The sequence below is a fragment of the Sphingobium sp. JS3065 genome, from assembly GCF_026427355.1.
Taxonomy (GTDB): Bacteria; Pseudomonadota; Alphaproteobacteria; order Sphingomonadales; family Sphingomonadaceae; genus Sphingobium.
Genome location: NZ_CP102664.1, coordinates 619,688 through 639,479, shown reverse-complemented (window position 1 = coordinate 639,479; position 19,792 = coordinate 619,688). Strand labels below are relative to the sequence as shown.

The window sequence follows — 19,792 nt, the reverse complement described above, 5'->3', positions numbered from 1 at the left end:
CCGAACGAAGTGAGGTATTGCAGCCTTCGACAGGCTCAGGCTGGCCCTTCGAAAGGCTCGGCGCGAACGGAGGAAAGGTCATGCCCACTGCCCTCTGTAATCGTGATTTTCGGTGACCATCTCCTTGAGCGTGGTCGGGCCGCCTTCGGGGCAGCTCGTCTGACGCTCGATCTGCGGTCCGATCTTGGGCTGCTTGCCAGCGGCGAGATCATCGAGGATCGCGCTCATGCTGTCATAGGTCAGGTCTTCGTAATTATCGTCGTTGATCTGGACCATCGGCGCGTTGGCGCAAGCACCGAGGCACTCGACCTCGGTCAGCGTGAACAGGCCGTCCGGCGTGGTGCCGCCCTTGACCAGACCCTTGTTCTTGCAGGCCGAAAACACGTCGTCGGAGCCGCGCAGCATGCAGGGCGTCGTGCCGCAGACCTGCACATGGTAACGGCCCACGGGCGCGAGGTTGTACATGGTATAGAAGGTCGCGACCTCGTAAACGCGCATGTACGGCATTTCGAGCTGGTCGGCGATATATTCCATCACCGGCACCGGCAGCCAGCCGTTGGTCTGCGTTTCCGCGCCGACCTGACGCTGGGCGAGGTCGAGCAGCGGCATCACCGCCGACTGCTGACGGCCGGCGGGATAGCGGGCGATGACCTTCTTCGCCTGTTCGGCATTTTCGGCCGTCCACGTAAACGCGCCCCAGCGCGCGCGCGTTTCGGCCTCGTCCGGGATATGAACTGCGTCAGCCATTAGCGGTCACATTCTCCAAACACGATGTCCATGGCGCCCAGGACAGCGGTGGTATCGGCCAGCATGTGGCCCTTCATCATGAAATCCATCGCCTGAAGGTGCGAGAAAGCCGTCGGACGGATCTTGCAGCGGTAAGGCTTGTTGGAGCCGTCCGCGACCAGATAGACGCCGAATTCGCCCTTGGGACTTTCGGTCGCGACATAGACTTCGCCCGCCGGGACGTGGAAGCCCTCGGTATAAAGCTTGAAGTGATGGATCAGCGCTTCCATCGACCGCTTCATTTCCCCACGCTTGGGCGGCGAAACCTTGCGGTCGAAGCTGGCGATCGGCCCTTCGGGCATTTCGCTCAAGCACTGCTTCATGATGCGCGCCGACTGGCGGACTTCCTCGACGCGGACCATGAACCGGTCATAGCAGTCATAGTTGGTGCCGACCGGAACGTCGAATTCCATCCGGTCATAAACGTCATAGGGCTGCGCCTTGCGGATATCCCAGGGGATGCCGGAGCCACGGATCATCGGGCCGGAAAAGCCCCATTTCAGCGCGTCTTCCTTGCTGACCACGGCGATGTCGACATTGCGCTGCTTGAAGATGCGGTTGTCGACGACCAGGCTCATCGCGTCTTCGAACAGGCGCGGCAGGCGGGTGTCGAGCCAGTCGGCAATATCGGTCAGCAGCTTGAGCGGCACATCCTGATGCACGCCGCCCGGCCGGAACCAGGCCGAGTGCATGCGGGCGCCCGAAGCGCGTTCGAAGAAGTTGAGGCAATCCTCGCGGATTTCGAACAGCCACAGGTTCGGCGTCATCGCGCCTACGTCCATGACGTGCGAACCCAGGTTCAGCATGTGATTGCAGATGCGGGTCAGCTCCGCGAAGAACACGCGCAGATATTGCGCGCGCAGCGGCACTTCCAGGTTCAGCAGCTTCTCGATCGCCAGCACATAGCTATGCTCCATGCCGAGCGGCGAGCAATAGTCGAGCCGGTCGAAATAGGGCAGCGCCTGCATATAGGTCTTATATTCGATCAGCTTCTCGGTGCCGCGATGCAGCAGGCCGACATGCGGATCGCAACGCTCGACGATTTCGCCGTCCAGTTCCATGACCAGACGCAGAACGCCGTGCGCCGCGGGATGCTGCGGGCCGAAGTTGATGGTGTAATTCTGGATTTCCGTGTCGCCAAACGTCGGGTCCGCCGCGTCGGTGATGTGGTCCAGCTTTTCCAGATAGTCGGACATCAGGCCTTGTCCTCAGACTTTTTATTCGCCTCGCTGTCAGTGGGCTCGCCTGCACCACTCACGCCCGGCTTGTCGGTCGTCTTGGGCGTGTCCGCCTTCGGCTCGCCCTTGGGCGCGGCGGGCGGAGGCGCCGAAGCGGGCGCGGCGCTCGGCGCACCGGGCGCCTGCGGAGCCTTTTCATCGCCGGGCAGCACATATTGCGCGCCTTCCCAAGGCGACATGAAGTCGAAGCTGCGAAAGTCCTGCGCCAGCTTGACTGGCTCATAGACCACGCGCTTATCCTCTTCGGAATAGCGCAATTCGACATAGCCGGTCAGCGGGAAATCCTTGCGCTGCGGATGCCCCTTGAAACCATAGTCGGTCAGGATGCGGCGCAGGTCGGCATTACCTTCGAAGATGACGCCGTACATGTCGAACACCTCGCGCTCCAGCCAGCCGGCGACCGGCCAGATGTGCGTGACGGTGGGAACGGGCGTATCCTCGTCGGTGGCGACCTTCACCCGGACGCGATGGTTCCGCGTGACGCTGAGCAGATGGTAGCAGACCTCGAAGCGCTCCGGCCGCTCCGGATAATCGACGCCCGCGATTTCCATGAGCTGCTGATATTGCGCGCGATCCCGCAGCAGGACCATCGCATCGGCCAGCTTTTCCCGAACGACGGTGAAGCTGAGTTCATCGGCTTGATCGACGGTTTCGATCAGCATCGATCCCAGCAGCCCAGCGATTTCCTGCGCGATCCCGTCGATGGTCGCGATCTTGGGAGCAGAATGACCCATTATTTCCCACCCCCGTTCGGGCTGAGCATATCGAAGCCCCCCGCCGAGCGCAGCGAAGCAGCTTCGACAAGCTCAGCCGAACCCTTCGACAAGCTCTGGGCGAACGGGTAAAAATCCATAGCGCAGCTCACCGTTCAACCGTCCCGATCCGGCGGATCTTCCGCTGCAACTGCATGACGCCATAGAGCAAGGCTTCGGCGGTCGGCGGGCAACCCGGCACATAGATGTCGACCGGCACGATCCGGTCGCAGCCGCGCACTACCGAATAGCTGTAGTGATAATAGCCCCCGCCGTTCGCGCAGCTTCCCATCGAAATCACATATTTCGGATTGGACATCTGGTCGTAAACCTTGCGCAACGCCGGAGCCATCTTGTTGCACAGCGTGCCCGCCACGATCATCACGTCCGACTGGCGCGGGGACGCGCGCGGCGCAGCGCCGAAACGCTCCATGTCGTAACGCGGCATGTTGACGTGGATCATCTCCACCGCGCAGCAAGCGAGGCCGAAGGTCATCCACCACAGCGATCCGGTGCGCGCCCACTGGAACAGCTCCTCGGTCGAAGTGACCAGAAAGCCCTTGTCGCTCACTTCGCCGTTCAGCGCGTTGAAGAAATCCTGGTCGGGCTGGGTTCCGGCGGGCAGCAAGGTGCCGGGCGCGGGCCGCTCAAGTTCTACTCCCAATCGAGTGCTCCCTTCTTCCACGCATAGACGAGGCCAAGCACAAGCTCCGCTATGAAGATCATCATCGTCGCCCAGCCGGCCCAGCCGATCTGGTCGAGGCTGACCGCCCAGGGAAAGAGGAACGCCGCTTCCAGATCGAAGATGATGAACAGGATCGCGACGAGGTAGAAACGCACGTCGAACTGGCTGCGCGGTTCCTCGAAGGCCGGGAAGCCGCATTCATATTCCGACAGCTTGGCCGGGTCGGGCTGATGCGCGCCGGTCAGGCGGCCCACCAGCATCGGCAGGAACACGAATGCGCTCGAAAGCAGGATGGCGATCCCGAGAAAGAGCAGGATCGGCAGATATTGGGCTAGATCGACCAACGGAATCCCCTGGGCGAATTTGACTTACGGGCGCGCTTTAGGCCTGCCGCATATGCGAAGCAAGGCCCGGAGGCATGAGAATGATTCGCAACAATGCGACAAGCCGTTCACGCCGCCGGAGGCACGCCGTCAGCGCAGCGCTCCCGCCACCAACTTATGCAATTTGCTGTGGATGGCGTCATTGCCCGCTATGACTTCCTTGCGCTCGATCGCCTGATCCCCTCCGCGGAAGTCCGACACGAAACCGCCCGCCTCCCGCACCATGAGCAACCCCGCCGCCACGTCCCACGGCTGGAGGCCGCTCTCCCAAAAGCCGTCATAACGGCCGGAGGCGACATGGGCGAGGTCCAGAGAGGCCGCGCCGAAGCGGCGGATGCCCGCCACCGAAGGCCCGACGGCGCCGAAGATGCGCGTCCACTGCGCGAAATCGCCATGGCCCATGAAAGGAATGCCGGTGGCGATCAGGCATTCGCCCAGGTCGCGCCGCGCCGACACGCGCAACCGCTGGTCATGCCGCCATGCGCCCCGGCTCTTTTCCGCCCAATAGCTTTCGTCGGTGACTGGCTGGTAGATGAGGCCCGTCGTGACTTCCCGCTTGCCGCCGAAAAGCGGCTCCTCGACGGCGATGGAGATCGCGAAATGCGGGATGCCGTGGAGGAAGTTGGTGGTGCCGTCCAGCGGATCGATGATCCAGCGCGGCTTGTTCGGATCGCCCGCGATCTCGCCGCCCTCTTCCAACAGGAAGCCCCAGTCGGGCCGGGCCTTCTGCAATTCCTCGACCAGGGTCTTTTCAGCCTGCTGATCGGCCTTGGTCACGAAGTCCGCCGGCCCCTTGCGGGACACCTGGAGATGCTCGACCTCGCCGAAGTCGCGGCGCAGCTTGGAGCCAGCCTTGCGCGCGGCGCGTTCCATGACGGTCAGAAGGCCTGAATGGGAAACCATTGCCATTTTTCTCCCCCCTCCCTTTCAAGGGAGGGGCTGGGGGTGGGTCGCCGCACAAGCGGCGTTCTTGAAAAGGAAAGGGCAGGAAGCTCGCTGACGCTCGCCACCCACCCCCTTCCCCTCCCTGGGAGGGAGGGGTGATTTTTGTCTTTAGTCCGCGCGTTTCACATATTCGCGCTCATACACATCGACGACGATGCGCGTGCCGGTGACGATATGCGGCGGCACCATGACGCGGACGCCATTGTCGAGGATGGCGGGCTTGTAGCTGGCCGAGGCGGTCTGGCCCTTCACCACGGCGTCGGCCTCCACGACCGTCGCCTCGATGGTTTCAGGGAGCTGCACGCTGATCGGGCGCTCTTCATACATTTCCAGGATGACCATCATGCCGTCCTGCAGGAAGGCGGCGGCATCGCCGATCAGGTCCAGGGGCAGGTTGATCTGCTCATAGGTTTCCGTGTCCATGAAGACGAGCATGTCGCCCTCCGCATAGAGATACTGGAAATCCTTGGTGTCGAGGCGGATGCGCTCGACCGTTTCGGCCGAACGGAAACGGACATTGTTCTTGCGTCCGTCGATCAGATTCTTGAGTTCCACCTGCATATAGGCGCCGCCCTTGCCGGGCTGCGTGTGCTGGATCTTCACGGCGCGCCACAGGCTGCCGTCATATTCGATGTTGTTGCCGGGACGAATCTCGACGCCGCTGATCTTCATGGGAAGAGCCTGCCTATATGTCTGAAGGTGAAAAGAGCCGGCCTCTGGAGGCTGGCCGCGCCCTTACATCGGGATGGGCCGAAGGGCAAGAGGGGGCCGACTATCGCGGCTTCGCCAGCAGGGGGTAGGGATTGACCGGTCGTCCGCCATGCCAGGCTTCGCCCGGCGCCATCTCATGCACCGCGAAGTGCAGATGGGGCGCCGCCGGATCGGCATTGCCGGTGCTGCCGACGCTTGCGATCCGCTGGCCGCGCCGCACCGCCTGCCCCTCGGCCAGCCCCGGCGCATAGCCGTCCAGATGCGCATAATAATAGATTCTGCGCTGGTCCGGGGACCGCTGATAGACGGTCCGCCCGCCTTCCTCGCTCCAGAGCAGCTTTTCGATCCGCCCGTCCGCCGCCGCCAGCACGGCCCTGCCCCGCGCCGCCATGATGTCGATCGCGTCATGCGGTCTCGCCCCGCTGGCCCGCGCCTGGGTGAAAGTGTCGCTGAGCGCGGTGGGAGGCACGCCCGCCACCGGGATCAGCAGCGGCCCCGCATCCGCCGCTGCGGGCTGCGAAGACCCCAGCGGACCCGGTGCGTCCGCAGGGACGATCCGCACGCAGAACTTCAGAAAAGCGGCGCCAAGCAGGACAGCCAGGCCGATCCCGGCCCAACCGCGCGCCCTCATGCCTGAAACACCGCCTTCACGCCGGACTGCACCATCTGCGCCAGCCGAGCCGCATCCCAATTGGTGAGGCGAATGCAGCCATGGCTTTCCGTTCGCCCGATGGTCTGCGGCTCCGGCGTGCCGTGAATGCCGTAATGCGGTTTGGAAAGGTCGATCCACACTACGCCGACAGGTCCGTTGGGTCCGGGCTTCAGCACCGCCTTCTGATCGCTGGAGGACGCATCCCAGAACAGATCGGGATTATAATGAAAATCAGGATTTCGGCTCAACCCATTGATTTTCCAGGTTCCGATCGGCAGAGGATCATGTTGCGACCCCATGGTGGCGGGGAACTGCGCGATCAGCCGATTATTCGCATCATAGGCCCTCACCACCCCGTCCGATTTGTCGACGACGATATGATCGGCCTGCGGCTGGTCCTTGGCGACGCCCAGACTGGCGAGCATTGCGCCCCAGCCCCGCTCGTCCCCTTCGATCCGCGCCACCGGCTGGTTGGCGATGGCGGGCACGCGGATGATGGCGCCCGCGCCGACCTTCGTGTTCGGCGCATTGAGCGCCACCAGCGCCTCCGGCCTGGTGTGGAACCGTTCGGCCAGCTTCTCCAGCAGATTGCGATAGCCCAGCGCGGGCAGCTTCGCCTGATCGTTCAAATCCTTGGGAATCGCGAAGAACGGTCCGTTGGCGAACCCGGCCGGAATCTTCACCAGCCATGTCGCGGGCTGCGGCCGGTCGCCCAACAGCGCCTTGGCCGTCGCCGCATCATATTGCCCGGTGGTCGGCAGTCCCCTGGCCTCCTGAAAGCCCTTGAGCGCTGTCGTGAAGGACATGCCCTCCTTTCCATCCAGCACGCCCGGCGAAAAGCCCGCGCGATCCAGCGCCACCTGCGCCTGAAGCATTGCCTCCGCCCGCGCGGGCGCGCCCGCCGGTTCCGGCACGATGACGAAGGCATAGGGATCGGCAGCCGGAGCGGCGGGCCGGGACGAAGTCTCCTTCGCCTGACCGGAAGCCGCATTCGACTGGGCGCTTTCATCCGCCTCCGTCACGGTCATGTTGCAGGCCGCGCATAGCAGCGACAGGATCAGGGCATGGTTTTTCAAGGCGATACTCTCCCGATTATGGGGGAGAAACGCGCCAGATACGGGAAAGCTGCCTTTATTTCCGCCCCAATAGTCCCTCAAAGGCAGCCACCCCGGCACGCGGTCCCTCCGGATGGTTCCACACCGCGCCACTTACGGCCAGAAAGTCCGCCCCCGCCTTTATCAGCGGCGCGGCATTGTCTGCCGTGATCCCGCCTATGGCGACGCAGGGCAGTTCGAACAGCGCGGTCCACCAGCCCAGGATCGACGGATCTGGCCTATAGTGGGTTTCCTTGGTGGTCGTCGGGTAAAAGGCCCCGAAAGCGACATAGTCCGCCCCCGCCTCGCCCGCTTCCATCGCCAGATGGCGGCTGTCATGGCAGGTGACGCCGATCTGCACCGAAGGGCCGAGCAGCTTGCGAGCCTCTCGCGGATCGCCGTCGCCCTGCCCCAGATGCACGCCATCCGCGCCCAACCGCTTGGCCAGCGTCATGCTGTCGTTGACGATGAAGGCGACGTCCCGTTCGGCGCAGAGTTTTTGCAACGGATCGGCGGCGCGGGCGATGGCGTCTTCGTCCAGGCCCTTCAACCGCAACTGGAATGCCGCCACGCCGCCCCCGTCGAAGGCGGCGGCCAGGCTATCGGCAAAGTCCGCTCCGATCGCGGGGGGCGAGATCAGATAAAGCTGACAGGCGGGGCGAAAGCCCTGCTCGAAGCGATCAGCGAAATTCGGGTCGAGGGTCAGTTCTTCATCTGTGAAATCGATCATGCGCTCGCCTTAGCCGCTTTTGGGCCGATTGGAAAAGAGGGGAGCCTATCCCGCTACGCCGACGTTCCTTCCCCATGATCAGGATCGGTTGCTCAGGATGGAATTACCGGGATTGGCGCGGGCGCTTCTACCCGGAGAAGATGGCGGCGAAAAACTGGTTCGCCTTCTATGCCGAACAATTCGACACGGTGGAGATCAACAACAGCTTCTATCGCCTGCCCAAGCCGGAAACCGTCGACAAATGGCGCGAGCAGGCACCGAAAGGCTTTTGCTATGCGGCCAAGGCCAACCGCTATCTGACGCAGATGAAGAGGCTCAAGGACTGCGAGGAGCCGTTGGAAAGGATGATGGCGTCCTTCGCGCATTTCGGCGCCACGCTGGGGCCGATCCTCTATCAATTGCCGCCGCATTTCAGCCTGGCCCTGCCAAGGCTGGAGGCTTTCCTGCGCATTGCGCCGCGCCATCCGGTTCCGGTCTTCGAATTCCGCCATCCAAGCTGGTATGGGGATGAGACCTACGCGCTGCTGGAGCGCCACGGCGCCGCCTTTTGCGTGCATGACATGCCCGGATCGGTCAGCCCCAGGCTGGCCGTCGGCTCCACCGCCTATGTCCGGTTCCACGGCACGAAGGGCAAATATCGCGGCGGCTATTCGCGCAGGAGGCTGGAGGACTGGGCCGAATGGATGAAGGCGCAGAGCCGCGAGGGTCGGACCGTCTGGGCCTATTTCAACAATGATTATGATGCGCGGGCCATCGCGGATGCGCGCATCTTGAAGGAAGCCGCCGGAGCCTGAACCCCGGCGGCCTTTTATCCGATCAGGCCGCCTTCTTGGTCGAGGCGCGGTGGATTTCGTCGATGGCTTCGCCCAGCGAGGCGTTGAACTCTTCGTCGCTCATCTGGTGACGCAGGTCGTTCAGCAGCGCGCGGCTGAAGCTGGCGATGATGCCGCGATTCTTCGCCAGTTCGACACAGGCTTCGGAACGCGAGAACCCGCCCGACAGCGCCACGACGCGCAGCACGCGGGGATGGTCGACCAGCGGGTCGAACAGGCCCGCCTTGACCGGCAGCGACAGCTTCAACATCACCTTGTCGTCGCCCGGCAGAGCGTCGAGATTCTTGAGGATTTCCTCCAGCAGGATCTGGTCGGCCTCGGCGCGTTCGGGGCTCTTGATGTTCACTTCCGGCTCGATGATCGGAACCAGACCGGCGGCCAGCACCTGCTGCCCGACCTCGAACTGCTGCTTCACGACAGCGGCGATGCCCTCGCGGTTGGCGAGGTTGATCACCGAACGCTCCTTGGTGCCGAACACGCCCAGCGCCTTGGCGCGGTGCAGCAGCGTGTCGAGACCCGGATTGGGCTTCATCAACTGCACGCCGTTCGCTTCGTCTTCCAGACCCTTGTCGATCTTGATGAAGGGCACCACGCCGCGCTCGATCAGCGCCTGCGGCACCGGCTTGCCGCCCGCTTCGCCGTCCATGGTCCGTTCGAACAGGATCGCGCCCAGCACCTTCTCGCCCGAAAAGACCGGCGAAGTGATGATGCGGCTGCGCATGGCGTGGATCAGGCCGAACATCTCCTCTTCGCTGGTCCAGGCGTCTTCCTCGATGCCATAGCCCTTCAGCGCCTTGGGCGTCGAACCGCCGCTCTGGTCGAGCGCCGCGATGAAGCCGTTGCCGCTCTCGATCTTCGCCTTCATGTCCTCGAACTGCATCTGCACATACCTCTTCGTTGGATGCGCCGCCCTCCCGGCAGCACGTCTATGGGAGGGACGCCGCGCACGGCGTCCACGGTCGAGCGGGGCGCGCCACTCTCCAAGGCGCACCCCACGATGAATCAGGCCATCAGCGCCTTCACGCCGGGCAGTTCCTTGCCTTCCATCCACTCCAGGAAAGCCCCGCCAGCGGTGGAAACGAAGGTGAAATCGCCCGCCACGCCCGCATGGTTGAGCGCCGCGACGGTATCGCCGCCACCCGCGACGGAGGTCAGGCCGCCTTCCTTGGTGAGCGCCGCCGCCGTCTTCGCCAGCGCCACGGTCGCCTTGTCGAAGGGCGCGATCTCGAACGCGCCGAGCGGCCCGTTCCACACCAGGGTCCGGCAGTTCTTCAGCGCATCGCCCAGCGCTTCGACAGCCGCCGGGCCGACGTCGAGGATCATCTCATCCTCGGCCACCTCATGGACGTTGCAGATGCGCAGCGACGGCGGATTGGCGGCGAATTCCTTCGACACCACCACATCATAGGGCAGATGGATGGTGCAGCCCGCCGCCTCGGCCTTGTCGAAAATGGCTTCGGCGGTCTCGGCCAGATCCTTTTCGCACAGCGATTTGCCGATATCGACGCCGCGGGCATAGAGGAAGGTGTTGGCCATGCCGCCGCCGATGATCAGATGATCGACCTTGGCGACCAGATTGTTGAGCACGTCGAGCTTGGTCGAAACCTTCGCGCCGCCCACGACCGCCGCGACCGGCTTCACCGGCTCGCCCAGCGCGGCCTGGAGCGCGTCCAGTTCCTTTTCCATCGAGCGCCCGGCAAAGGCGGGCAGCTTGTGCGCCAGCCCCTCGGTCGAGGCATGAGCACGATGCGCGGCGGAGAAGGCGTCGTTCACATAAAGATCGCCAATTGCCGCCATCGCCTCGACCAGGGCGGGATCGTTCTTTTCCTCGCCAGCGTGGAAGCGGGTGTTTTCCAGGATCGCGATGTCGCCCGGACGCATCACCGCGATGCCGTCAGTCGCCGCCTCACCCTGACAATCGGGGATGAACTGGACTTCGCGCCCCAGCACCGCCGTCAACGGCCGGGTGATCTTCGACAGCGAAAATTCCGGGTTCTTCTGTCCCTTGGGACGTCCGAAATGCGCCAGGATCAGCACCTTGGCGCCCCGGTCGGCCAGTTCCAGCACGGTCGGCATGGCGGCGCGCAGGCGGGTGTCGTCCGTGACGGAGCCATCCTGCATCGGCACGTTCAGATCCTCGCGCACCAGCACCACCTTGCCCGTGATGTCTCCCATGTCGTCGAGTGTCTTGAACGGCTTTGCCATGATCGCTCCCTGTAAGCGTGGAATTGGATGAAAAACCCCGCCGGATCGGTCCGGCGGGGTTCGTGTCGTTTAGAGGAACTTCGCCACGACACCGCTGGTGTCGATCATGCGGTTCGAAAAGCCCCATTCATTGTCGTACCAGCTCAGCACACGGACCAGCGTGCCGTCGATCACCGCCGTTTCCAGGCTGTCGACGGTCGAGCTGCGCGCATCGCCATTATAGTCGATCGACACCAGCGGCTCGTCCGAATAGCCGAGCACGCCCTTCAGAGGCCCTGCTTCCGAAGCGGCCTTCAGCAGTTCGTTGACTTCCTGAACGGTGGTGGAGCGCTTGGCGATGAACTTCAGGTCGACGACCGAGACGTTAGGGGTCGGCACGCGAACCGACGATCCGTCCAGCTTGCCCTTCAGTTCCGGCATCACCTCGCCCACGGCGCGGGCGGCGCCGGTGGTGGTCGGGATCATCGACACGGCGGCAGCGCGGGCGCGACGCATATCCTTGTGCAACTGGTCCAGCGTGTTCTGGTCGTTGGTGTAGCTGTGGATCGTGGTCATGAAGCCCTTTTCGATGCCCACGGCGTCGTGCAGCACCTTCGCCAGCGGCGCGAGGCAGTTGGTGGTGCAGCTCGCGTTGGAGATGACCACATCGTCTGCAGTCAGCGTTTCATGATTGACGCCGAACACCACCGTCTTGTCGACGCCCGTCGCCGGGGCGGAGATGATGACGCGCTTGGCGCCCGCGGTCAGGTGCGCGCTCGCCTTCGCCTTGTCGGCGAAGATGCCGGTGCATTCCAGGGCGATGTCCACGCCCTGCGCGGCATGCGGCAGGTTGGCCGGATCACGCTCGGCGGTGACGACGATGCGCTTGCCGTTGATGATCAGCGCGTCCCCATCGACGCTGACTTCCCCGGCCCAGTTGCCATGAACGCTGTCGCGCTTGAACAGCAGGGCATTGGACTTGGCGTCGCCCAGGTCGTTGATGCTCACCAGTTCCAGATCATGGTCGGTGCGCGAAAGAATGGCGCGCGCCACCAGACGGCCGATGCGGCCGAAACCGTTGATTGCTACCTTCGTTGCCACTGCACTTGTCTCCCGGTTTGGATTGAATTTCAGTCGAGCGCCGCCGCGATCTGCGGCGCGATCTTGGCGGCGGTCAGGCCGAAATGATCGTAAAGCACTTCCGCAGGAGCCGACGCGCCGAAGCTGTCGATGCCGAAGCGCAGACCCGCGATACCGGTGTAACGCTCCCAACCGAAGGTTGTGCCCGCCTCGATCGAAGCGCGCAGCACATGGTGCGGCAGCAGATCGTCCTTATAGGCCTGCGGCTGCGCGTCGAAATGCGCCCAGCTCGGCATGGATACGACATCCGCGCCGATGCCCTGCTCTTCCAGCAAAGCGGCGGTGGCGACGGCGATCTCGACTTCGGAACCGGTGGCGACCAGCACGACTTTGCGCTCGGCGGTGGCGGCCTTCAGCCGATAGGCGCCCTTGGCCGACAGATTTTCGCTTTTTTCGGTGCGAAGCTGCGGCAAATTCTGGCGGGTCAGCGCCAGCACCGACGGGCCGGTCGCATCCTTCAAGGCCAGTTCCCAGCACTCCGCCGTCTCGACGATATCCGCCGGACGGTAGACATCGAGGTTCGGGATCATGCGCAACGACATGACATGCTCGATGGGCTGGTGGGTCGGGCCGTCCTCGCCCAGGCCGATGGAGTCATGGGTCAGCACATGGATGACGCGCGTCTGCTGGAGCGCAGCCAGACGGATGCCGCCGCGCATATAGTCCGAAAACACCAGGAAGGTGCCGCCATAAGGAATGACGCCGCCATGCAGCGCCATGCCGTTCATCGCGCAGGCCATGCCGAATTCGCGAATGCCGTAATAGACATAGCGGCCCGAATAATCGTCCCTGGTCAGCGGCCCGGTCGACTTGGTCTTGGTGTTGTTGGAACCGGTCAGGTCCGCCGAACCGCCCAGCGTTTCGGGCAGCAGGTCGTTGATCGCGCCCAGCGCCAGTTCGCTCGCCCTGCGGGTGGCGACCTTCTGCGGATTGGCGATCAGCGTGTCGATATAGGCGTCGAGCGAGAAACCGGCGGGCAGTTCGCCGGCCATGCGACGCTCGAACTCCGCCTTCTGACCGTTCGAGCCAAGGCGATCCGCCCAGGCCGCATGGGCATCGCCGCCCTTGGCGCCGATGGCCTTCCAGGCGGCGGCAATATCTTCGGGGATCACGAAAGGTTCAGCCGTCCAGCCCAGGAATTCACGGGCCGCAGCCACTTCCGCCTCACCCAGGGCCGAACCATGGACGCCCGAAGTGCCTGCCTTGTTCGGCGCGCCATAGCCGATCTTGGTGGCGCAGGCGACCAGCGACGGACGCGGATCGGCCAGCGCCTCATCGATGGCGCGGCGCACATCGGCCACGTCATGCCCGTCGCACGACACCACATGCCAGCCGGTCGCGGCATAGCGCGCCCGCACATCCTCGCTGCTCGACAAGTCGACGGCGCCGTCGATGGTGATCTTGTTGTCGTCCCACAGCACGATCAGGCGGCCAAGGTTCAGATGTCCCGCCAGACCGATGGCTTCATGGTTGACGCCTTCCATCAGACAGCCGTCGCCCGCCAGCACCCAGGTCCGGTGATCGACGATCTCGTCCCCGAACTGCGCGTTCAGATGCCGCTCGGCAATCGCCATGCCGACGGCGGTGGCAAGGCCGGAACCCAGCGGGCCGGTGGTCGCTTCCACGCCCGCCAGCTCGAAATTCTCCGGATGTCCGGCGCAGGGGCTGCCGATCTGGCGGAAGTTCGCGATGTCCTGGATCGTCGGCTTGGCATAGCCGGTCAGATGCAGCAACGAATAGATCAGCATCGACCCATGGCCCGCCGACAGCACGAAGCGGTCGCGGTCGGCCCATTTCGGCGCCTTCGGATCGAACTTCAGATAATCCTTGAACAGCACGGTGGCCACGTCCGCCATGCCCATCGGCATGCCCGGATGGCCGCTGTTGGCGGCCTGTACCGCGTCCATGGAAAGCGCCCGGATGGCGTTGGCGAGGGACTTTTCGGAAACGGTCATCGAGGCGGCGTCTTTCCTGGCTTTTCAACCGGCCCCCTGTTCAGGCCGTCGAGTCGAGTTTGCGATCCCTTTGTCGACTCAGGGACAAGGCGTCAACCACGGGCGGCCCCCTGGGTACGCCAAGCCGCCGAATGACTGCTTTTGCGCGGCGAAAACTTTGTTTATGGCAACATTTATGGCAAGCGACCGCATGATGAGGGCGATCACCACGCTGGAGCGTGCGATCAGCCGGTTCGAACAGGATGTGGACGGGCTTTTGTTGGCCCCCTCTTCCGACTCCTCCCCCGGCCTGGACAGGGCGTCCGCGCGCGCGGCGCTGCAATCGCTGGACAGTCTCATCACGGAATTGAAGGGGCGGGATTTGAAGGAACGGGCCGATGGCTGAAACCACTTTGCATATCGCCGGGCGCGCCTACGACCTGCGCTGCCGCGACGGCGAGGAAGCCCATCTGGCGCATCTCGCCAATCTGATAGAACGCAAGGCACGCCTGGCCCAGCAGAACACACCGGGCCTGACCGAAGTGCGCACGCTGCTCTTCGCCGCGCTCTTCCTGGCCGACGAACTCAACGACCTGAAGCGCGAGGCGATCGGCCGCCAGCAGAGCCTGGCGCTGGAGCCGGAGGACGAACCCGCGATCCACGCGCTGGAATCCCTGACCGTCCGCATAGAAAAGCTGCGTGAAAGACTTGTCGCCGCCGCGCCCGAAGCCTAGATAGGAAGGCGACGGGTACTGCGCGGTACGAGCTTTAGCGAACATCCCTGAGGCGATAATCACATCCACGGGGACTGTCCCTGGGCGGGCTCCGGCCCGATCTACATGGTTCCCACCTGACGTTGAGGCGTCAGAGGATTTTCCAGCACACGGCCGAGGCGGTCCCGTCACCCTCCTCCCCAACCGGATCATATGATGAGCGACGATACCGAAAAGGCGACCCTGCGCTCCATCGCCCGGCAGAAACGGCGCGCCTTCGTGGCCTCGCTCGATCCGCTGGCACACCGGCTGGCGTTCAAGGTGATCCCGTCCCCGCTCGCCCGGAGGCTGGCCGATGCGCAGGTGGTGGCGCTTTATATGGGGCTGGACGACGAAGCCCCGGCTCAGCGGCTGGCCGCCCCCTTGCAGGCCATGGGCAAGACGCTGGCCCTGCCCCGCGTGATCGACCGGCTGGGCAGCATGGATTTCCTGAGCTGGCGGCCGGAGGATCAGCTCTTCCCCGGCCTGTTCGGCACCAGCCACCCCGAACCGACCGGCGATCCCGTGACGCCCGACGTCATCATCGCTCCGTTGATCGGTTTCGACAGGGCGATGAACCGGCTGGGCCAGGGCGGCGGCTATTATGACCGGGTCTTCGCCCGCTATCCGGACGCCCTGCGCCTGGGCCTTGCCTGGTCGGTGCAGGAGCATGACGACCTGCCCGCCGATCCGTGGGACTTGCCGCTCAACCTGATCCTGACCGAAGTCGAATTGATCGAAGGCGAAGAGGCATGAGCATCGACCCCCGTCCCACCTACAAGCCAAGTTGGCGCAAGCCGGTGGGCATGTTCGTCATATTGGGCCTGATCGCGCTCTGGGCGGTGCTGATCGGCAGCCTGTCGGGACTGATCGGCGGCCTGCCGATGATCGTGCAGGTGGTGGTTTACGTGTTTCTTGGCCTGATCTGGATCTGGGTGTTGCCGTTGAAACGGCTGTTGGCGTGGATGGAAACCGGGCGCTGGCGCGGTTTTTAGGCCAATTTGGATAGAAAGCCGACCTATCCTATTCCTCCCCATCGAAAGATGGGGAGGGTCGCAGAGAGGCACGTGACTCTCTTCGACGTGCGAAGCGTGGTGGAGGGGAATGGCGCGACCTCCGAATTTCCCCTCCACCAGCCTGCGGCTGGTCCCCCTCCCCCACGCTTCGCGCAGGGAGGAATTGATGTCCGCTACTGGCCAAATTAGCCATTGGGCGCACCCTACTCCTGAAGATAATAGGTGACCCAGCGGCCACAACATCCTCAAAAAACGTCCTATTTCTCCAACATTCCGAAATTCCGCCTGTCCTATTCCGCCCCAACCCGCCTATCCTTCCCGCCTCTTTGAAATGTCCGCTACGCAACGCATACGCGCGCCCAGGCACGCGCGCGCATATAGTGTGAACTTCGACGAAAAATGACGGAAATCAGCCATTGTTGATGAACCCATGGCAAGCGCCACGTCCAACAGCATCAACAGGCGATCATGAAGAGAATGGCGCGAGTGACGGGGCTCGAACCCGCGACCTCCGGCGTGACAGGCCGGCGCTCTAACCAACTGAGCTACACCCGCGCAGGGCGGCATCTAGGCGTGACCCATGCAGGCCACCAGACGATGCTGATCTGAAAAACCATCCACTTGCCGTTAAGGAAAGTGGCGCGAGTGACGGGGCTCGAACCCGCGACCTCCGGCGTGACAGGCCGGCGCTCTAACCAACTGAGCTACACCCGCGTTCGGTGTGGGCGGGCATCTATGCGGCCCCGTTCCCCCTGTCAACCGCCTGCACCATCTGTTTCGCGGCTTTCGTCATTTTCTTTGCGCGGGGACACGGTCAGCGTGCCGCGCTCGAACAGGAAACCGGCAATATCCGGCGTTCCGGCCGCCGAAACCACGGTTTGGATGATGATCAGCAACGGCACGCCCAGCAACGCCCCCGGCGTCCCCCACACCCATCCCCAGAAGGTCAGCGACACCAGAATCAGCAACGGATTCATGGTGAGCCGCCGCCCGAGAAGCGTCGGCGTCACGAAATTCGCCTCGACCAGATGAAAGCCGATCTGGAGCGCGGCGGGCAGCAACGCCTTCCACACATCGTCGAACACCATGAGGCCGCCGAGCGCCAACAACACCGCCACCAGCATCGGCCCGAAATAGGGCACGAAATTCAGCAATGCGACGATGCCGCCCCACATCAGCGGCGAAGGCATGCCGATCAGCCACAGCGCGAAGGCGACGGCCAGCCCCAGGCACAGATTGATGGTCGCGATGGTCAGCACATAGGCCGATGTCGCATCCACGACATTCTGGATGACCCGCGCCACCGCCATGGCGCCGTCGAAACTTTCCCGGCTGTTGATCGTCCGCCGCCGCAGCTTCGTCCAACCGGCCAGAAAAAAATAAATGATGAGCAGCGCGAACACCATCTGGATGATGGCCGAAGGCGCGGAAGTCGCGGCAAATTGCAGCAGCGACCGGGGCGCATCCACCGCCGCCGTCTGCGCCGCCGCTACAGGGCCGGTCGCCAGCATCCGCACCGTTTCATCCACGAAGCGCTGAAGCTGCGAATAAAAATCGATCAGCGGCGCCAGATTATTCTGAATCTTGGGCAGCCGTTCGGGCAACAGGCGAAACCAGTCCGCCGCCGGCACGACAATCAACACCAGCGCGGTGTTCGCCACCAGCAGAAACGCGATCACCGCGGTCAGCGCCGCCAGCGAAGAAGGCACGCGCCGCCGCTCCATCCACTCCAGAAAGGGGACCAGCGCGATCGCGATCACCAGCGCGGCGGTCAGCGGCAGAAAAAACTCCCCACCCTCGCGCAAGGCGAAGGGCATGGCCAGGACCAGCCCGACTCCCGTCGTCAGCGCGATCGACGCCAACAGCCGGTCCCGCCGCCTGTTGATCTCCTGCTGTTCCTGAGGTGTCACGCCTGAAATATCCCTGCCCCGCCCTGCTTTTGTGCACCGGCGGTTCCAGTCCGTCAATTTGCATCGGCGCAACAGGCGGATAGCAAGGAAAACAAGATATTAACCAAATCTTCGTCACCTGCGGCCACATTCGGCCCATATGAGACGGGGGATTGGCATGAAATCGGTGGGATGGCTCATCGCTCTGGCCTGGATAGGCGCGCCGCAAATGGCCCAAAGTCGTCAGGATATGCGGCAGGGCATCAAACTGGACACGCGGATGTTCGTCGAGCGGGTGAGCACCGACATCAATGGCCGCGCCCGCCGCATCCTGCAAAGCGCCGACCGCGCCGGATCGGGCGATCAACTGATATTGGTGGTCAACTGGCGCAACGAAGGCAACCGTCCCGTCCGCAACCTGGCCGTCACCAACGCGGTCCCGCGCGGCGCTCAGTTAGACCTCAGCGATCCCGCGATGCAGGTTTCGGTCGATGGCGGCGCTCATTGGGGCCGCCTGGCCGATTTCTGGCTTCCAACCGCGCTGGGCGGCACTCGCCGCGCCATCTCCGCCGACATCACCCATGTCCGCTGGACCGTGCCCGACGAGATTACGCCGGGCGAGAGTGGCCGGCTGAGCTACCGCGCAACGGTTCGTTAAAGCCTGCCCCGTTCGACCGGGATCAAACCAAGCGATTTCCAGTCAGATGGCATCATCTGACGTTTAAGAAATCGCGGTAAAACAAAGGAATAGAGCGGTCGATCTGATTCAATCAGATCGAAAACCGCTCTAGTCCGCAAACAGGAGGACCGGAGTCTCCAGCAACTTCCGTACCGCCTGGACGAAGCTCGCCGCATCCCAGCCGTCGACCACGCGATGGTCGCAACTGATCGACAGGTTCATGAGCTTTGCGGGCACCACTTCCTTGCCCCGGAACACCGGCCGCTCGATGATGCGATTGGGTCCGATGATCGCGACTTCCGGCCGGTTGATGACCGGCGTGGTCGCCACCCCGCCCAGCGGCCCCAGCGACGTCAGCGTCAGCGTCGAGCCGGACAGTTCCTCCGACTTCGCCTTGCCCGTCCGCGCCGCATCGGCCAGCCGCCTGATCTCCGCCGCGAGTTGCCAGACATTGCGGTCCTGAGCGTCCCGGATCACCGGCACCATCAACCCCGCATCGGTCTGCGTCGCAATGCCCATATGCACGGAACCATAGCGCGTCACCACACCCGCCTCATCGTCATATCGGGCGTTGAGCATCGGATACTCAGGCAAGGCCCGGCAAATCGCCGCGATCAGCAGCGGCAAGATGGTGAGCTTGGGCCGTTCACCCCGGTTGGCGTTCAATTGCTCGCGCATTTCCTCCAGCGCGGTGACGTCGATTTCCTCGACATAAGAGAAATGCGGAATGGCGCGTTTGGAGGCCGCCATATTCTCGGCGATGCGGCGGCGCAGGCCGATGACCTTCACCTCCTCATCGGCGCGCTTGGCAGACCGCCCCGCAGGCCGATAGCCTTGCCCCGACCCATAGAGCAGGAAAGCATCCAGATCGGCGTGCCGGATATGATCGCCGCCTGGTTTCACCTGGGCGAGATCGACTCCCAGCTCCTTGGCACGCGCCCGAACGGCGGGGGAAGCCAGAACCTCCGCCTTCTTTTCTCCCTTCCCTTCCTGGGAGGGGGCGGGCGTTAACGCAATCGGCTGCTCTTCTTCGACCGGTGCAGGCTCGCTATGCTCGCGGCCCTCCCCCGGCCCCTCGCTGGAAGGGAGGGGAGCTATTGAGGCGGGGGCCGGAACCACCTCTTCAACCGAAGGCTGCTGCCCTTTTCCTTCCGTCTCGATCTCCACCAGCATGGAGCCGATGGCGATCTGCTGCCCCGGCTCGCCCGCCAGCCGCACCACGACACCCGAAACCGGGCTTTCCATCTCCACCGTCGCCTTGTCGGTCATCATGTCGGCAATCGGCTGGTCTTCCTCGACCCGGTCCCCGACCTTCACATGCCAGCCGACGATCTCCGCTTCGGCGATGCCTTCACCGATATCCGGCAATCTGAACGTAAAAAGCGCCAT

At 63.6% G+C, this 19,792-nt stretch carries 22 protein-coding genes and 2 tRNA genes; 6 read left to right on the top strand and 18 right to left on the bottom strand.

Going from position 1 to position 19,792, the window contains the following annotated elements; all coding sequences use genetic code 11:
* Window positions 1-78: 78 nt before the first annotated feature.
* The 10 genes from nuoE to thiE all read right to left on the bottom strand — a co-directional run bounded on the left by nuoE (window position 79) and on the right by thiE (window position 7,976).
* Window positions 79-747: an NADH-quinone oxidoreductase subunit NuoE gene (gene nuoE / locus NUH86_RS03120; RefSeq protein WP_267251227.1), complete on the bottom strand. Its 669-nt coding sequence runs from the start codon at window positions 745-747 to the stop codon at window positions 79-81.
* Window positions 747-1,982, bottom strand: a complete 1,236-nt coding sequence (locus tag NUH86_RS03115; protein WP_267251226.1) for an NADH-quinone oxidoreductase subunit D — start codon at window positions 1,980-1,982, stop codon at window positions 747-749. Before NUH86_RS03115 ends, nuoE begins: the two co-directional genes overlap by 1 nt.
* Entirely contained in the window at window positions 1,982-2,758 is a 777-nt protein-coding gene (locus NUH86_RS03110) for an NADH-quinone oxidoreductase subunit C (protein WP_267251225.1), read from the bottom strand. Before NUH86_RS03110 ends, NUH86_RS03115 begins: the two co-directional genes overlap by 1 nt.
* Before the next feature lie 127 nt (window positions 2,759-2,885).
* Window positions 2,886-3,440 (bottom strand): NADH-quinone oxidoreductase subunit B family protein, encoded by a 555-nt coding sequence (locus NUH86_RS03105; protein ID WP_323749002.1) that lies wholly within the window; start codon window positions 3,438-3,440, stop codon window positions 2,886-2,888.
* Complete coding sequence (locus NUH86_RS03100) at window positions 3,431-3,805, bottom strand: NADH-quinone oxidoreductase subunit A (RefSeq protein ID WP_267251224.1); 375 nt, start codon at window positions 3,803-3,805, stop codon at window positions 3,431-3,433. The genes NUH86_RS03105 and NUH86_RS03100 overlap by 10 nt, the downstream gene beginning before the upstream one ends.
* A gap of 129 nt (window positions 3,806-3,934) precedes the next feature.
* Window positions 3,935-4,747 carry an inositol monophosphatase family protein gene (locus NUH86_RS03095; protein ID WP_267252018.1) on the bottom strand — a complete coding sequence of 271 codons (813 nt, stop codon included), beginning with the start codon at window positions 4,745-4,747 and terminating at the stop codon, window positions 3,935-3,937.
* A 150-nt stretch (window positions 4,748-4,897) separates the two neighbouring features.
* Window positions 4,898-5,461 carry an elongation factor P gene (gene efp / locus NUH86_RS03090; protein ID WP_066555738.1) on the bottom strand — a complete coding sequence of 188 codons (564 nt, stop codon included), beginning with the start codon at window positions 5,459-5,461 and terminating at the stop codon, window positions 4,898-4,900.
* A 100-nt stretch (window positions 5,462-5,561) separates the two neighbouring features.
* Window positions 5,562-6,131 (bottom strand): M23 family metallopeptidase, encoded by a 570-nt coding sequence (locus tag NUH86_RS03085; protein ID WP_267251223.1) that lies wholly within the window; start codon window positions 6,129-6,131, stop codon window positions 5,562-5,564.
* A complete protein-coding gene (locus NUH86_RS03080; protein WP_267251222.1) occupies window positions 6,128-7,228 on the bottom strand; it encodes a L,D-transpeptidase family protein in 1,101 nt (366 codons plus the stop codon). The genes NUH86_RS03085 and NUH86_RS03080 overlap by 4 nt, the downstream gene beginning before the upstream one ends.
* 55 nt (window positions 7,229-7,283) lie before the next feature.
* A complete protein-coding gene (thiE, locus tag NUH86_RS03075) occupies window positions 7,284-7,976 on the bottom strand; it encodes a thiamine phosphate synthase (protein ID WP_267251221.1) in 693 nt (230 codons plus the stop codon).
* A gap of 74 nt (window positions 7,977-8,050) precedes the next feature.
* On the opposite strand from thiE, the gene NUH86_RS03070 reads away from it, so the two are divergent.
* A complete protein-coding gene (locus NUH86_RS03070; RefSeq protein WP_267251220.1) occupies window positions 8,051-8,770 on the top strand; it encodes a DUF72 domain-containing protein in 720 nt (239 codons plus the stop codon).
* 22 nt (window positions 8,771-8,792) lie between these two features.
* On the opposite strand, the gene NUH86_RS03065 is transcribed toward NUH86_RS03070, so the two are convergent.
* The 4 genes from NUH86_RS03065 to tkt form a co-directional block, all read right to left on the bottom strand.
* Complete coding sequence (locus NUH86_RS03065) at window positions 8,793-9,689, bottom strand: fructose bisphosphate aldolase (RefSeq protein ID WP_267251219.1); 897 nt, start codon at window positions 9,687-9,689, stop codon at window positions 8,793-8,795.
* A gap of 122 nt (window positions 9,690-9,811) precedes the next feature.
* The gene (locus NUH86_RS03060; protein ID WP_267251218.1) at window positions 9,812-11,014 is read right to left on the bottom strand and encodes a phosphoglycerate kinase; all 1,203 of its coding nucleotides are present in this window, start codon (window positions 11,012-11,014) and stop codon (window positions 9,812-9,814) included.
* A 69-nt stretch (window positions 11,015-11,083) separates the two neighbouring features.
* Window positions 11,084-12,094, bottom strand: a complete 1,011-nt coding sequence (gap, locus tag NUH86_RS03055; protein ID WP_267251217.1) for a type I glyceraldehyde-3-phosphate dehydrogenase — start codon at window positions 12,092-12,094, stop codon at window positions 11,084-11,086.
* A 29-nt stretch (window positions 12,095-12,123) separates the two neighbouring features.
* Window positions 12,124-14,088 carry a transketolase gene (gene tkt, locus NUH86_RS03050; protein WP_267251216.1) on the bottom strand — a complete coding sequence of 655 codons (1,965 nt, stop codon included), beginning with the start codon at window positions 14,086-14,088 and terminating at the stop codon, window positions 12,124-12,126.
* Window positions 14,089-14,263: 175 nt separating this feature from the next.
* On the opposite strand from tkt, the gene NUH86_RS03045 reads away from it, so the two are divergent.
* The 4 genes from NUH86_RS03045 (at window position 14,264) to NUH86_RS03030 (ending at window position 15,814) form a co-directional block, all read left to right on the top strand.
* Window positions 14,264-14,473 carry a hypothetical protein gene (locus tag NUH86_RS03045; protein ID WP_267251215.1) on the top strand — a complete coding sequence of 70 codons (210 nt, stop codon included), beginning with the start codon at window positions 14,264-14,266 and terminating at the stop codon, window positions 14,471-14,473.
* Entirely contained in the window at window positions 14,466-14,801 is a 336-nt protein-coding gene (locus NUH86_RS03040) for a cell division protein ZapA (RefSeq protein WP_267251214.1), read from the top strand. Before NUH86_RS03045 ends, NUH86_RS03040 begins: the two co-directional genes overlap by 8 nt.
* A 195-nt stretch (window positions 14,802-14,996) precedes the next feature.
* Window positions 14,997-15,575, top strand: a complete 579-nt coding sequence (locus NUH86_RS03035) for a 5-formyltetrahydrofolate cyclo-ligase (protein WP_267252017.1) — start codon at window positions 14,997-14,999, stop codon at window positions 15,573-15,575.
* A complete protein-coding gene (locus NUH86_RS03030) occupies window positions 15,572-15,814 on the top strand; it encodes a DUF2842 domain-containing protein (RefSeq protein ID WP_267251213.1) in 243 nt (80 codons plus the stop codon). The genes NUH86_RS03035 and NUH86_RS03030 overlap by 4 nt, the downstream gene beginning before the upstream one ends.
* 499 nt (window positions 15,815-16,313) lie before the next feature.
* Here the strand turns inward: NUH86_RS03030 and NUH86_RS03025 are convergent.
* From NUH86_RS03025 to NUH86_RS03015, 3 genes are all read right to left on the bottom strand, one after another.
* A tRNA-Asp gene (locus tag NUH86_RS03025) sits at window positions 16,314-16,390 on the bottom strand.
* 82 nt (window positions 16,391-16,472) lie between these two features.
* Window positions 16,473-16,549: transfer RNA gene (locus NUH86_RS03020), tRNA-Asp, on the bottom strand.
* Between the two features lie 41 nt (window positions 16,550-16,590).
* Window positions 16,591-17,745: an AI-2E family transporter gene (locus NUH86_RS03015; RefSeq protein WP_267251212.1), complete on the bottom strand. Its 1,155-nt coding sequence runs from the start codon at window positions 17,743-17,745 to the stop codon at window positions 16,591-16,593.
* 157 nt (window positions 17,746-17,902) lie between these two features.
* Between NUH86_RS03015 and NUH86_RS03010 the strand changes: the two genes are divergently transcribed.
* The gene (locus NUH86_RS03010; RefSeq protein WP_267251211.1) at window positions 17,903-18,382 is read left to right on the top strand and encodes a hypothetical protein; all 480 of its coding nucleotides are present in this window, start codon (window positions 17,903-17,905) and stop codon (window positions 18,380-18,382) included.
* Between the two features lie 129 nt (window positions 18,383-18,511).
* Here NUH86_RS03010 and NUH86_RS03005 read toward each other — a convergent pair whose 3' ends face one another.
* Window positions 18,512-19,792 (bottom strand): dihydrolipoamide acetyltransferase family protein, encoded by a 1,281-nt coding sequence (locus tag NUH86_RS03005; protein WP_267251210.1) that lies wholly within the window; start codon window positions 19,790-19,792, stop codon window positions 18,512-18,514.

Excerpts from the sequence above, each read along its gene's own strand:
- NUH86_RS03060 (WP_267251218.1), bottom strand. The coding sequence starts at position 11,014 with ATGGCAAAGCCGTTCAAGACACTCGACGACATGGGAGACATCACGGGC.
- efp (WP_066555738.1), bottom strand. The coding sequence starts at position 5,461 with ATGAAGATCAGCGGCGTCGAGATTCGTCCCGGCAACAACATCGAATAT.
- thiE (WP_267251221.1), bottom strand. The coding sequence starts at position 7,976 with ATGATCGATTTCACAGATGAAGAACTGACCCTCGACCCGAATTTCGCT.
- NUH86_RS03085 (WP_267251223.1), bottom strand. The coding sequence starts at position 6,131 with ATGAGGGCGCGCGGTTGGGCCGGGATCGGCCTGGCTGTCCTGCTTGGC.
- NUH86_RS03010 (WP_267251211.1), top strand. The coding sequence starts at position 17,903 with ATGAAATCGGTGGGATGGCTCATCGCTCTGGCCTGGATAGGCGCGCCG.
- NUH86_RS03095 (WP_267252018.1), bottom strand. The coding sequence starts at position 4,747 with ATGGTTTCCCATTCAGGCCTTCTGACCGTCATGGAACGCGCCGCGCGC.
- NUH86_RS03070 (WP_267251220.1), top strand. The coding sequence starts at position 8,051 with ATGATCAGGATCGGTTGCTCAGGATGGAATTACCGGGATTGGCGCGGG.
- NUH86_RS03040 (WP_267251214.1), top strand. The coding sequence starts at position 14,466 with ATGGCTGAAACCACTTTGCATATCGCCGGGCGCGCCTACGACCTGCGC.
- NUH86_RS03035 (WP_267252017.1), top strand. The coding sequence starts at position 14,997 with ATGAGCGACGATACCGAAAAGGCGACCCTGCGCTCCATCGCCCGGCAG.
- NUH86_RS03005 (WP_267251210.1), bottom strand. The coding sequence starts at position 19,792 with ATGGCGCTTTTTACGTTCAGATTGCCGGATATCGGTGAAGGCATCGCC.
- NUH86_RS03110 (WP_267251225.1), bottom strand. The coding sequence starts at position 2,758 with ATGGGTCATTCTGCTCCCAAGATCGCGACCATCGACGGGATCGCGCAG.
- NUH86_RS03045 (WP_267251215.1), top strand. The coding sequence starts at position 14,264 with ATGGCAAGCGACCGCATGATGAGGGCGATCACCACGCTGGAGCGTGCG.
- NUH86_RS03115 (WP_267251226.1), bottom strand. The coding sequence starts at position 1,982 with ATGTCCGACTATCTGGAAAAGCTGGACCACATCACCGACGCGGCGGAC.
- tkt (WP_267251216.1), bottom strand. The coding sequence starts at position 14,088 with ATGACCGTTTCCGAAAAGTCCCTCGCCAACGCCATCCGGGCGCTTTCC.
- NUH86_RS03065 (WP_267251219.1), bottom strand. The coding sequence starts at position 9,689 with ATGCAGTTCGAGGACATGAAGGCGAAGATCGAGAGCGGCAACGGCTTC.
- NUH86_RS03030 (WP_267251213.1), top strand. The coding sequence starts at position 15,572 with ATGAGCATCGACCCCCGTCCCACCTACAAGCCAAGTTGGCGCAAGCCG.
- nuoE (WP_267251227.1), bottom strand. The coding sequence starts at position 747 with ATGGCTGACGCAGTTCATATCCCGGACGAGGCCGAAACGCGCGCGCGC.